This is a genomic window from Inhella inkyongensis (genome assembly GCF_005952805.1).
Classification (GTDB): domain Bacteria; phylum Pseudomonadota; class Gammaproteobacteria; order Burkholderiales; family Burkholderiaceae_C; genus Inhella; species Inhella inkyongensis.
In genome coordinates, this window is the sequence record NZ_CP040709.1 from 680,083 (window position 1) to 692,356 (window position 12,274).

The 12,274-nt window shown below is 67.6% G+C and carries 14 protein-coding genes; 12 read left to right on the forward strand and 2 right to left on the reverse strand.

Annotated features, from left to right (window positions below):
• Position 1: 1 nt before the first annotated feature.
• Both dprA and FF090_RS03450 read right to left on the reverse strand, forming a co-directional pair.
• On the reverse strand, positions 2-1,066 hold the full coding sequence (gene dprA / locus FF090_RS03445) for a DNA-processing protein DprA (protein WP_138855401.1): 1,065 nt from the start codon (positions 1,064-1,066) through the stop codon (positions 2-4).
• A gap of 6 nt (positions 1,067-1,072) precedes the next feature.
• A complete protein-coding gene (locus FF090_RS03450; protein WP_138855402.1) occupies positions 1,073-2,221 on the reverse strand; it encodes a LysM peptidoglycan-binding domain-containing protein in 1,149 nt (382 codons plus the stop codon).
• Between the two features lie 221 nt (positions 2,222-2,442).
• Here FF090_RS03450 and def point away from each other — a divergent pair, with 221 nt between their 5' ends.
• From def to FF090_RS03510, 12 genes are all read left to right on the forward strand, one after another.
• Positions 2,443-2,976: a peptide deformylase gene (gene def, locus FF090_RS03455; protein ID WP_217503020.1), complete on the forward strand. Its 534-nt coding sequence runs from the start codon at positions 2,443-2,445 to the stop codon at positions 2,974-2,976.
• A complete protein-coding gene (fmt, locus tag FF090_RS03460; protein ID WP_138855404.1) occupies positions 2,976-3,923 on the forward strand; it encodes a methionyl-tRNA formyltransferase in 948 nt (315 codons plus the stop codon). The genes def and fmt overlap by 1 nt, the downstream gene beginning before the upstream one ends.
• Positions 3,924-3,983: 60 nt before the next feature.
• A complete protein-coding gene (gene htpX / locus FF090_RS03465; protein ID WP_138855405.1) occupies positions 3,984-4,835 on the forward strand; it encodes a zinc metalloprotease HtpX in 852 nt (283 codons plus the stop codon).
• A 52-nt stretch (positions 4,836-4,887) separates the two neighbouring features.
• Positions 4,888-5,283, forward strand: coding sequence for a hypothetical protein (locus FF090_RS03470; RefSeq protein WP_138855406.1), 396 nt, complete (start codon positions 4,888-4,890; stop codon positions 5,281-5,283).
• A 135-nt stretch (positions 5,284-5,418) separates the two neighbouring features.
• On the forward strand, positions 5,419-6,189 hold the full coding sequence (locus FF090_RS03475; RefSeq protein WP_138855407.1) for a head GIN domain-containing protein: 771 nt from the start codon (positions 5,419-5,421) through the stop codon (positions 6,187-6,189).
• 39 nt (positions 6,190-6,228) lie between these two features.
• Positions 6,229-6,933 carry an AzlC family ABC transporter permease gene (locus FF090_RS03480; RefSeq protein ID WP_375137403.1) on the forward strand — a complete coding sequence of 235 codons (705 nt, stop codon included), beginning with the start codon at positions 6,229-6,231 and terminating at the stop codon, positions 6,931-6,933.
• The gene (locus tag FF090_RS03485) at positions 6,930-7,259 is read left to right on the forward strand and encodes a branched-chain amino acid transport AzlD family protein (protein WP_138855408.1); all 330 of its coding nucleotides are present in this window, start codon (positions 6,930-6,932) and stop codon (positions 7,257-7,259) included. Before FF090_RS03480 ends, FF090_RS03485 begins: the two co-directional genes overlap by 4 nt.
• 29 nt (positions 7,260-7,288) lie before the next feature.
• Positions 7,289-8,482: a phosphoglycerate kinase gene (locus FF090_RS03490; protein WP_138855409.1), complete on the forward strand. Its 1,194-nt coding sequence runs from the start codon at positions 7,289-7,291 to the stop codon at positions 8,480-8,482.
• A complete protein-coding gene (locus tag FF090_RS03495; RefSeq protein WP_138855410.1) occupies positions 8,479-9,660 on the forward strand; it encodes a zinc metalloprotease in 1,182 nt (393 codons plus the stop codon). Before FF090_RS03490 ends, FF090_RS03495 begins: the two co-directional genes overlap by 4 nt.
• Positions 9,661-9,688: 28 nt before the next feature.
• Positions 9,689-11,119, forward strand: coding sequence for a pyruvate kinase (pyk, locus tag FF090_RS03500; RefSeq protein ID WP_138855411.1), 1,431 nt, complete (start codon positions 9,689-9,691; stop codon positions 11,117-11,119).
• Positions 11,119-11,889, forward strand: a complete 771-nt coding sequence (locus tag FF090_RS03505) for a substrate-binding periplasmic protein (RefSeq protein ID WP_138855412.1) — start codon at positions 11,119-11,121, stop codon at positions 11,887-11,889. Before pyk ends, FF090_RS03505 begins: the two co-directional genes overlap by 1 nt.
• A gap of 44 nt (positions 11,890-11,933) precedes the next feature.
• Entirely contained in the window at positions 11,934-12,272 is a 339-nt protein-coding gene (locus tag FF090_RS03510) for a nuclear transport factor 2 family protein (RefSeq protein ID WP_138855413.1), read from the forward strand.
• The last annotated feature ends 2 nt before the right edge of the window (positions 12,273-12,274 follow it).

Genomic DNA, 12,274 nt, shown 5'->3' on the forward strand with positions numbered 1-12,274 from the left:
GTCAACGCCGGGCTTGAAAGCGTTCGCCGGGCAGGCGCTCCACCCGTCCCTCCAGTTCCAAGCCCAAGAGATGGGCCTGCAGGGTGGCCAGTGGCCAGTTCAGCCGGCCGAGCAACCGGTCCAAGCTGCAGACCTCGTGACCCATGGCGCGCAGAACAGGGTCGAGCTCGGCGCTCGGCGCGACGGTGGGCGCCGGTTCGGTTTGGGGTTTCAGGGGCTGGCAAGCGCCGGCCGGCGTGGGCCCCGGCAATTCATCCAAGATGTCTTGCACCGACTGCACGAGCTTGGCGCCCTGTTGGATCAACAAATGGCAGCCCTGCGCCTGCAGCGAGCGCACGGGGCCGGGCAGGGCAAATACCTCGCGCCCGGCCTCGGCCGCGAGCCGGGCCGTGATGAGGGAGCCCGAACGGGGAGCGGCCTCCACCACCAGGCAGCCTTGGCTCAATGCAGCGATAAGCCGATTGCGCACCGGGAACTGCGCGGGCAATGAGGGGGTGCCGGGCGCGTGCTCGCTGATGAGTAGGCCTGCCCTGGCGATCTCCGCGCCCAAGGCCTTGTGGCTGGGCGGATAGAGCGGCTCGATGCCGCCGCCCAGTACGGCCCAGGTGGCGCCGGCGCCGGCCAAGGCGCCCCGGTGGGCCGCACCGTCGATGCCGATGGCCAGGCCCGACACCACCACCCAGCCCAGGCGAGCCAGTTCGCCACTGAACTCTTCGGCCAGCTCCAGGCCGGCGGGTGTGGGGTGGCGACTGCCCACCACGGCCAGGGCGGGGCGTTCCAGTTGTTCACGCCGGCCCTGCAGGAAGAGCAGCAGAGGCGGGTCCGGGCTGTTCAGCAGGCCCTCGGGGTAATCGGCATCGCCCAGGCAAAGCAGGCTGCGTGCCGGCTCTGCATCGAGCCAGCGCAGGCTGTGGTCCAGCCGTGACTGCTGCTCGGGCGGCAGCTCCGGCAATTGGGCGGCCGCTGTGGCAGCCGAACCGGTGCGGATCAGCAGCTTGCGGGCGGCGGCGCGGCCCAGGCCGAAATACAGCTTCAGCCAGTCCGAGAGTTCGTCTCGGTCTGGCATGGCGAATCAGGGCTGGCTGAAGCGGTCGCCAGGGCTGACCGGGTCTTTGACCGAGATGATCAGCGCGTAAGACACCCGCTTGAAGGTCTGGAACACGAACAGCACGCCATGCTGCTCATCCGGCAGCTGAATGGCTTCTGGGCGACCCGAGGTGCGGTCCGTCACCGGCTTGCCGGCGCGCCACAGGGCCAGCACATGGCCGCGTTCCAGGCCGTCTTGCTGGCCCTTGTTCAGTGCCACGATCTGGTTCTGTCCGGCGGTGATGGCGTCGCCGTACACCGAGACGATGCGGCCCTCGATGGCCTTCTCGGGCGCGTGCGGGATGTAGCGGCTGAAGCTGCGCGGTGGCACCGGTGCTAGGCGGTCGCCCACGCCGATTTCCTGTCGCATTTGGCGCACCGTGATGGTGGCGGGCACCTCGGCGCGCCCTTCGCGGGCAGGTTCGCCCTGTCGTGTCAGCTCGGCGCTGCCCAGGTAAACCGACTCATAACCCAGTACCTCGCGGGTGCCAGGGTTCATCAGGGGTTTGGCGGTGCGGAACACTCGGTAGTGGTCGTAGGCCTGCTTGATGCCGCGCACATAACCGTTCTCGCCTTGCGACACCATCACCCGGCCTTCTTGTGCAGCCACGATGCGCGGGGCCTGCGCCAGTTCGTCCTCGTCCAGCACGATGGCTTCATTCAGGAAGGGTTCGATCAGGTGCTGGGGGATGGCGGCCACCGGGTTGTCGGCCAGATTGCTGGCGCGCACGCGCGGGCTCAGGCGCCCTTGCGCGTCACTGTCGGCGCCGGCCGGGCGGGCCATCTGCAGAGTGGCGCGGCCGTCCTTCTTGATCAGGAACAGGGTCTGTCCGGGATAGATCAGATGCGGGTTGGCGATCTGTTCCTTGTTCATGCCCCAGAGCTCGGGCCAGCGCCAGGGGCTCTTGAGGAACAGGGTGGAGATGGCCCACAGGGTGTCGCCGCTCTTGACCGTGTAGCTGTCGGGGGCGTCGGGCGCCAAGGCTTCCAAGGGCACACCGGCCTGCGCCACGCGCTCGGCGGTGCCGCGCTGGGCATCGGTGACGGGGAAGTTGGTGGCGTGAACCGGAGCCACGGCCAACAGCGCGGCAGTGGCCAGCAGGGTGAGCGACAGGGGGCTAAAGGCGTTGCGCATCAAACGGTTCTCCCGGTGCGCCGGCCCAAGGCCGGACGACAGCTAGGCCCATGGGGCTTGGGCGACAATTCGCGGCCCTGGGCGCAAGGCATTCTGCCGCCATTAGCGCGGCGCACTGCGTGTGCCTGCCAGGGCACAGCTTTGTGATCCCAGCCCGGTGCGCGCTTCGTTGCGCCTCCCCCACAGCCACGCGGTCCGCCGCAACACCCGCTCACAGTTCCATGGCCCGATTGCCCATCCTGCGCTACCCCGACCCTCGCCTGCATACCGTCGCCAAGCCGGTCGCTGCCGTGGATGACCGCATTCGCCGGCTGGTGGATGACATGCTGGAGACCATGTACGCCGCCGAGGGCGTGGGTTTGGCTGCCAGCCAGGTGGATGTGCACGAGCGCGTGGTGGTGATGGACACCTCGGAAGAGCGCAACCAGCCGCGCGTAATGATCAACCCCGAAATCATCGAGGCCAGTGCCGAGATGTGCGAGGGTGAAGAGGGCTGCCTGTCGGTGCCGCAGACCTATGACAAGGTGCAGCGCCATAAGCAGGTCAAGGTGCGCGCCCTGGACCGCGACGGCCAACCCTATGAATTCGAGGCCGAGGGCTTGCTGGCGGTGTGCGTGCAGCACGAGTTGGATCACCTGATGGGCAAGGTTTTCGTCGAGTACCTCAGCCCGCTCAAGCGGGACCGCATCAAGAGCAAGTTGTTGAAGAAGGCGCGCGAGGACCAGCAGCGCGCGGCGCCGCGCCGGAGTCTTTGATGCGCCTGGTGTTCGCCGGCACGCCGGAGTTCGCCGCCCAGGCGCTGGACGCTCTGCTCGCCGCCGGGCACGAGGTGGTGGGCGTGCTGACTCAGCCCGATCGTCCGGCCGGCCGCGGCATGAAGCTGCAAGCCTCGCCCGTCAAACAGCGCGCGCTGGCTGCCGGCATCCCGGTGGCCCAGCCGCAGGGCCTGCGTCTGGACGGGCGCTTTGGCTTAGATGCCCAGGCTGCCCAGGCCCAGTTGTTGGAATGGGCGCCCGAATTGATGGTGGTGGCGGCTTATGGGTTGATCCTGCCGCAGTGGGTGCTTGACCTACCGACGCGCGGCTGCCTGAACATTCATGCCTCCCTGCTGCCGCGTTGGCGTGGCGCCGCGCCGATCCAGCGCTGCATCGAGGCGGGCGACGTTCAGACCGGCGTCACCATCATGCAGATGGACATCGGCCTGGACACCGGCGCCATGCGCCTGGTTGAGGCGCTGGATCTGGCGGCTGATGAGACGGCGGCCAGCCTACATGATCGGCTGGCTGCACAAGGCGCCAGCCTGATCGTGCGGGCACTGAGCTGTTTGGATCAGCTGCCGCTGACCCCCCAACCCGAGGCGGGGGTCAACTACGCCGCCAAGATCGAAAAGCGCGAGGCCCTGATCGACTGGGCTCAGGATGCCGCGCAGATTGAGCGTCGGCTGCGAGCCTTCGATCCTTTCCCCGGTGCGCAGACGCCTTGGCGAGGCGAGGCCCTCAAGGTTTGGCGCGCGCGTATTGGCGCGGGTCAGGGCCGCCCCGGTGAATGCCTGGCCATTCATGCCGACGGACCCGAAATCGCCTGCGGCCAAGGTAGCCTGGTGTTGACCGAGGTGCAGCGACCGGGCGGGCGTCGCCAACCCGGCGGCACCTTGGCAGCCCAGTGGACTGTGGGTGGCATTTGTGGTGATTGGGTGGCTTGAAGTCGCCCCTGCTGCCCTCATCTACCGGACCGTTTCCCCGCTGAATCACGGAGCCTTGCCATGTTCAATCTGATGAAGACCGCCATCCTGATGGCCGCCATCACCGCCCTGTTCATGGTGTGCGGGCAGCTGCTGGGCGGTCAGACCGGGATGATGCTGGCCTTGCTGTTCGCGCTGGGCATGAACTTCTTCAGCTACTGGTTCTCGGACCGCATGGTGCTGAAGATGTACAACGCCCGGGAGGTGGACGCCCAGAGCGCGCCGCGCTTCTACGCCATGGTGCAGGAGCTGGCGGCGCGCGCCCAGCTGCCAATGCCGCGTGTCTACCTGATTGACGAGCAAGCCCCCAACGCCTTTGCGACCGGCCGCAACCCCAGCCATGCGGCGGTGGCCGCCACCACCGGCATCCTGCGCGTGCTGTCCGAGCGTGAGCTGCGCGGCGTGATGGCGCATGAGCTTGCACATGTGAAGCATCGCGACATCCTGATCTCCACCATCAGCGCCACCATGGCGGGCGCCATCTCCGCGCTGGCCAATTTCGGCATGCTGTTTGGTGGTCGCGATAGCGAAGGCCGGCCGGCCAACCCGCTGGTGGGCCTGGCCGTGGCCATCCTGGCGCCGATGGCGGCGGGCCTGATCCAGATGGCCATCAGCCGCTCGCGCGAGTTCGAGGCCGACCGCGGCGGCGCCGAGATCTCCGGCGACCCCGAGGCGCTGGCCAGCGCTCTGGACAAGATCCACCGCTACGCCCAGGGCATGCACCTGCCGGCTGCCGAAGCCCACCCCGAGACGGCGCAGATGATGATCATGAATCCGCTGGCCGGCGGCGGGCTGCGCAGCCTGTTCAGCACCCACCCGCGCACCGAAGAGCGGGTGGCCCGCTTGCTGGCGATGGCGCGAAATGGGCGCTAAAGCCCGGGCTTTTCGGGCTCAAGCGGCGGGGGCGGTCCGCCGAAAACCAGCCATGCGTCTCTCTCTTTCCCTTGCCCCGCTGCTGGCCTTGCTGGTTGGCTGTGAGCAATTGGGTATCGAGGACCCGGCCAAGGTGGCGGCGGCCAAGGAGGCCGAGGGCAAGGCCATCGGCTCAGCCTGCCGGCACGCCATGCGCGCCATCGAGGACTGCTACACCCTGAACCCCAAGGCCAATAAGTCGGCGGTGTACACGGGCTGGCGCGAGATGGACGAATACATGCGCGAGAACAAGCTCGAAGGCGTGGCACCGGTGGTGCCGCGCCCGGAGCCCAAGAAGCCCAAGGCCGACGAAGAGGAAGAAGAGCCGACCCCCAAGAAGGCTGACAAGGCCGACAAAGCCGCCAAGGCGGATAAGCCGGACAAGGCCAGCAAGACCGCTTCGCACTGAGTGCGGTCGTGGGCGGCGCGGTGGGCCACTGCAGCAGCAGTTCAAGCCGCCTTTTTTGCAGATGGTCGCAGGGCGCTGGGCGGGCTGGCTAGGGGCGACGAGGATGCCGCCATCCCAACCCCTTCGGAGCTTCCCATGACCCTCGCCCGCCGCGCACTGATTCGTCGTTCACTCCTGACTGCCACGGCCACCGCGGCCCTGGGCTTCAGCGCCATGGCGCTGGCTTGGTCCAGCCACGAACGCGGTGAAGCCGTGAAGGGCGACGGCCAGATCAAGCGCGAGGCGCGCAGCGTTGAGAGCTTCGACGCCATCAGCCTGGCCGGTTCTTTTGAGATCAAGGTCAAGCAGTCCACCACGCAGCGCTTGGAGTTGGAGGCTGATGGCAATCTGCTGCCCTATGTCGAAACCAAGGTGGTCGAGGGCAGCAAGGGGCGCACCCTGCAAGTCCAGGTGAAGCGCGGCTATGCGCTGGCCTCCAAGCAGCCGCTGCGCATCGAGGTCGACATGGCCACCCTGCGAGCCCTTTCGCTGGCGGGTTCGGGCAAGGCCGAGGTGCTGGCGATGAAGAGCGACAAGCTGGTGTTCAGCATTGCCGGCACCGGCAGCGTCAAGGGCCAGCAGCTGGAGATTGGCAGCTTGAAGATGGATGTGGCGGGTAACGGCCAGATTGAAGCCGCCGGTCGCACGAACGAATTGGCGGTGTCGATCGCCGGCCGGGGTGACGTGCGCGCGGCCGAGCTGGCGGGCGATGACGTCAAGGTCTCGATCGCCGGCAGCGGCGATGCCGAGGTGCAGGCCAATAAGAAGCTCAAGATCTCGATCGCTGGCAGCGGCGACGTGCGCTACCGCGGCACGGCCGAGGTCAGCCAGAGCGTGGCGGGCAGCGGCTCGATTTCGCGGCTCTAAGCAGACCCTCCTTAGCGCGGCGGCGAGAATGCCGCCGCTTTGAACACCCTTCCTCGCGCCCTGTGGCGCCACCCCGAGTTCCAACTGGGCGCCCGTGAAATGGCGGCGCCCGCCCTGGGCATTGCCGCCTGGGGCCTGGTGACGGGGGTGGCCATGGTCAAGAGTGGGCTTAGCCTGGCCCAGGCCTTGGCCATGACCCTGCTGGTGTTTGCCGGTAGCGCGCAGCTGGCAGCACTGCCCTTGCTGGTGGCCGGCGCCCCCTTGTGGGTCATCCTGGCCACAGGTTTTTGCGTCAACCTGCGTTTCGTGATCTTCAGCGCGCGCTGGCGCGGCTATTTCGGCCACCTGCCGCGCGTCCGCCGCCTGGCCATGCTGTACGCGGCCGGGGACCTCACCTTTGTGAACTTTGTGCGCCGCTTCCCTGAGGCAGCGCCCGATGAGCGCCAGCTGCCCTACTTCTGGGGCGCCTTGAGCGTTAACTGGGGGGCCTGGCAGATCGCCTCGGTGGCCGGCATCCTGGCGGCCGAGCAAATTCCCAGCCACTGGGGTCTGGGCTTCGCCGGGGTTCTGGCTCTGCTGGGTCTGAGCTATTCCCTGGCGACCGAGCGCGCCCAGTGGGCGGTGGCGGCGGTGGCCGCAGGCGTGGCGCTGCTGACATACGGGCTGCCGCTAAAGCTCTACATCGTGGCCGCCATCGTGGCGGCCTGCGTGACCGGCCATGTGCTGGAGCGGGCCCGCCGATGAATGACACCCTGGTCTGGTTGGCCATCGCCGGGCTCACGGCCGTGACGGTGCTGACGCGCGGCTTCTTCCTGATCAGCGACAAGCCCTGGCCCCTGCCGGCCTGGGCGCGCGAGGCCCTCAAGTTCGCCCCCCTGGCGGCCCTGGTGGCCGTGATCGCCCCCGAGGTCCTGATGACCCAGGGCGAGCTCATCACGACCTGGCGCGACCCGCGCTGGCCGGCGGTGCTGGTGGCCAGCCTGTACTACTTCTGGCGCCGCGGCATCCTCGGCACCATGGTTGTGGGCATGGCCGTGCTGCTCACCCTGCGCCTGGGCCTGGGTTGGTAATCTTTTTCTTTCTCTACTGAGTTGTCACCATGAAAGTCATTCGCTTCTCCGACCTGATCGCGCAAGGCCAAGTGGCCGGCCGCCGCGTCTTCATTCGCGCCGACCTGAACGTCCCTCAAGACGATGCGGGGCGCATCACCGAGGACACGCGCATTCGCGCCTCGCTGCCGGCTATCCGCATGGCCCTGGAAGCCGGCGCGGCCGTGATGGTGACCTCCCATCTGGGTCGCCCCACGGAAGGCGAGTTCAAGCCCGAGGACTCGCTGGCCCCCGTGGCCGAGCGCATGGCCGAGCTGCTGGGCCGCCCCGTCAAGCTGGTGGCCAATTGGGTGGACGGCGTGCAGGTGGCGCCCGGTGAATTGGTGCTGCTGGAGAACTGCCGCCTGAACAAGGGTGAAAAGAAGAACAACGAAGAGCTGGCCAAGAAGCTGGGTGCGCTCTGCGACATCTTTGTGCACGACGCCTTTGGTACCGCCCACCGCGCCGAAGGCACGACCTACGGCATCGCGCAGTTCGCCCCCATTGCATGCGCCGGCCCGCTGTTGGCCGCCGAGATCGACGCCATCAGCCAGGCCCTGGCCAACCCCAAGCGTCCGCTCGTGGCCATCGTGGCCGGCTCCAAGGTCAGCACCAAGCTGACCATCCTGCAGGCGCTCTCGGCCAAGGTGGACGGCCTGATCGTGGGTGGCGGCATCGCCAACACCTTCATGCTGGCGGCGGGCCTGAAGATCGGTAAGAGCTTGGCCGAGCCCGATCTGCTGGGCGAAGCCAAGGCCGTGATCGAGGCCATGAAGGCGCGCGGCGCGGCGGTGCCGATTCCCGTGGATGTGGTCTGCGCCAAGACCTTTGCCGCTGATGCCCCGGCCACCGTGAAGGCGGCCAGCGAAGTGGCCGATGACGACCTGATCCTGGACATCGGCCCCCAGACCGCAGCCCTGCTGGCTGAGCAACTGAAGGCGGCGGGCACCATCGTCTGGAACGGCCCCGTGGGCGTGTTCGAGTTCGATGCCTTCGCCCACGGCACCGAAACCATCGCCCGCGCCATTGCCGAGTCCTCGGCCTTCTCGATCGCCGGCGGCGGCGACACCTTGGCTGCGATTGCCAAGTACGGCATCACCGATCAGGTCAGCTACATCAGCACCGGCGGCGGCGCCTTCCTGGAAGTGCTGGAAGGCAAGACCCTGCCGGCGTTTGAGATCCTGGCCAAGCGCGCTCAGGTTTGACCGACGGGCTCAGCCCCGCGCTGCGCGCCGGCCCGCCGCCCCGCGTTGATCAAACGCAGCGGCGTGCCTGGCGCCGCCAGTTGCCCGGCGTGCTGGGTGGCGGCCTGGTGGGGGCGCTGTTCGCATTCTGGGAGCCGGCCGTGCTGGGGCGGGCGCTGGAGCGTGTGGCCTGGGCCGAATTCGGTCTCTGGGATTGGGTGCTGGTGGTCTTGCTGGCCCTGCCCACCCTGCAGGCCCCGCTTTGGCTGCACGAGATCGGCCATCTGGTGGCGGGCCGTCTGGCCGGTTTCAAGGCCCGCGCCATGTTGGTGGGACGCTGGCAGCTGGACTTCGGCCCTTTGCGCCTCTCGCGAAGCCGCGTACCTCATCCCGGCGGCCTGGCCTTGATGAGCCCGCACCCCGAGTACACGCGGCGCAGAGACTGGGCTCTGTATCTGTCCGGAGGGGTGGTGATCAATCTGCTCAGCGCTGGACTGGCCCTGGGGCTGGCTGCGCAGTGGCGCGGCTGGACGCTCCTGTTGGTCCTCGGATTTGCCGCGGTGTCCCTGGTGTTGGGCCTGGTGAACCTGCTGCCGCTGCGGGTGCAGGGCTTTGTCACCGATGGCGGGCACTTGCTGGGCTTGCTGCGCGGGTCGGGGGACAGCGAGGCCCGGCTGCTGTGTGCGGCCTTGAGCGCGCAAGGGGCCGGCGGTTCACGCTATGCCGACTGGGATCCGGCCTTGTTGGCGCGGGCGGCGCAGCGCGCCGAGTCGGCGGATGTGCGGGCCATGGTGAGCTTGTTGCGTGCCATCCATGCGGAAGACCGAAATGAACCCGAGCAGGCGATGCGCCATTACGGCGAACTGGCGGATTTGCTGGTGAGCAGCCAATTGAGCTGTGTGCCCGTGAGTCTGCAGGGCCACTACTTGCTGCCCGTGGCGGGCTTCTTGGCGTCCCAAGGCGAGGTCCAGGCTGCCCAGCGTTGGCTCGAGGGGGCCGGTAGCCTGATGCTGGACCCGTATCTGCGTGACTTCACACGCCTTCGTCTGGGCTGGGCGCAGGGGCAGGCGGAACCCGAGCTTCGGGCCCAAGTGGAAGCGGCCCTGGAGCACGCGGTTGATCAAGCCGGCGCGCAGTTTGCGCGTACGCTGCTGCTGACGCATGCTCCGCAGCCAGTGCCCGCGGATGTAATCGCATAATCGCGAAATTAAGTAACCGAGTTACATCATGAGCCGTGCCACCAAGATCGTCGCCACCCTCGGCCCCGCCTCGTCCACGCCGGAAATTCTGGAGCGCATGATCCGCGCCGGCGTCGATGTGGTGCGGCTGAACTTCAGCCATGGCAAGGCGCAGGACCACATCGACCGCGCCAATCTGGTGCGCGAGGCGGCCAAGCGCGTGGGCAAAGAGGTCGCGCTGATGGCCGATCTGCAGGGCCCCAAGATCCGCGTGGGCAAGTTTGCTGAAGGGCGTGTGATGCTGGAAAACGGCGCGCCTTTCGTGCTGGATGCCGACCGCAGCGAGCTGGGCGATGTGAACGCCGTGGGCCTGGACTACAAGGAGCTGCCGCGCGATGTGAAGCCGGGTGACACCCTGCTGCTGAACGATGGCCTGATCGTCCTGACGGTCGAGGCCGTGCGGGGAGCGGCCGTGCACACCGTGGTCAAGGTGGGCGGTGAGCTGTCCAACAACAAGGGCATCAACAAGCAAGGCGGCGGTCTGACCGCCCCGGCGCTCACCGGCAAGGACATGGAGGACATCAAGACGGCGATGTCCTTCCAGTGCGAATACCTGGCGGTGAGCTTCCCCAAGAGTGCCACCGACATGGAGCTGGCGCGCCAACTCGCCAATGTGGCCGGCGAGGCCTACCGACACAAGCCGGCGCTGATCGCCAAGATCGAGCGCAGCGAGGCGATCCCGCAGTTGGAGGCCATCCTCAAGGTCAGCGACGGCATCATGGTGGCGCGGGGTGACTTGGCGGTGGAGGTCGGCAACGCGGCCGTGCCGGCGCTGCAAAAGCGCATGATCAAGATGGCCGCCGAGATGGACAAGCTGACCATCACCGCCACGCAGATGATGGAGAGCATGATCGTCAACCCGGTGCCCACGCGCGCCGAGGTGAGCGACGTGGCCAATGCCGTGCTGGACGGCACCGACGCCGTGATGCTGAGTGCCGAGACGGCCGCGGGCAAATATCCGGTCGAGACCATCGAGCAGATGGCCGCCATCGCACTCGAAGCCGAGCGCGCCGAGTACGTCAGCATCGAGACCGATTTCGCCGATCGCCGCTTCGCGCGCATCGACCAGTCGATCGCCATGGGCGCGCTCTTCACCGCCCACCATCTGGGCTGCAAGGCCATCCTGGCGCTCACCGAATCGGGCTCCACCGCGCTATGGATGAGCCGGCACCGCATTCATGTGCCGATCTTTGCACTCACCACCCAACTGGCCAGCCAGCGCAAGATGGGCCTTTATCGCAATGTCCAGCCGCTCTTGATGCCGCGCTATGAGGACCGCGATGCGGCCCTGCTGGCGGCCGAGAAGTTGCTGGTGGAGCGCGGCGTGCTGATGCCGGGTGACACCTATGCGATCACCTGCGGCGAGCCGATGGGCTATCCCGGCGGCACCAATATGCTGAAAGTCTGCCGGGTCGGCTGATGTCGGAGCGGTGCGGGCGGCGCGCCCTGCTGGCGGCGGCATGTGTGCCGGCGGCAGCATGGACGCCGCTGTGGGCGCAGGACGCCAAGCCACCCACCGTGCCACTTTTCATCGGCGAGACCTCCAACCGCCCGGTCTGGCGTCGCACCCTGGATCGTCTGGCTGAGGTGGCCGGGCTGCGCTGGGACATCCAGGTGCTGCCCTGGGGACGGGCGCAATTGCTGGCCGAGCGGGGTCAGGGACTGATCTTCGCGCTCGACCGCACCACGGCGCGCGAGCAGCACTTCGAGTTTGGCCGCAGCCTGGTCAGCACGCATGTTTGGGTGCTCTCGCGCCAGGGTGAGGAGTTCGCGGTGGGTGGGCCCGAGGACTTGCTGGAACGGCGCGTCTGTGTGGCGCGGGCAGCGCGCTATGGCGATGCGTTCGAGGCCCTGCGCCCACGCATGCGCCTGCTGACCGAGGCCGATCAACGCATCGATGGCCTGTTGCGCATGCTGCGCGCGCGCCGCTGCGATGCCATCTTGTTGACCGCGCGCGGCGATGACGCACGCTCGGCGGCGGCCGTGCTGCGCAGCACCGGGGCCGACCTGTCCGGCACGACCGTGTTGCCGGTGCCGGTCCATCACGGCGGCGTCTACTTTGCGGCGGCCAAAGGCAGCGAGTGGCTGACTTGGCTGCCGCGTCTGGACGCCGCCTCGCAGCGCTTGCGACCTGAGTTGGAGCAGTTGCGGCGCGCTGAAGCCGAACGCGCTGGGGACCCAGCTCCCTGAGGGCTGTGGGCAAACTGCGCTTGGGGTTCAGCTACGCTGGCGGCATGACGCCCGCCCAAATTGCCCAAGAGCAGCTCGACGCCTACAACGCCCGCGACCTGGCACGTTTCGTGGCCTGCTATGCCGATGACTTCGTGCTTTTTCGTCCGCCGGCCGCCGAGCCCGTGCTGCGCGGCCGCGCGGCCTTGAGTGCGCACTACGCCAAGAACCGCTTCAACCTGCCGGATCTCCATGCCGAGCTCTTGGGCCGCCTGGTGGTGGGCAACAAGGTCTTTGATCATGAGCGCGTGCACGGTGTGCGCGCTGAGCCTTTTGAGGTCATGGCGGCCTATGAGGTCTGCGATGGCCTGATCGTCCAGGCCTTCTTCTTCGATGCGAACTAGGG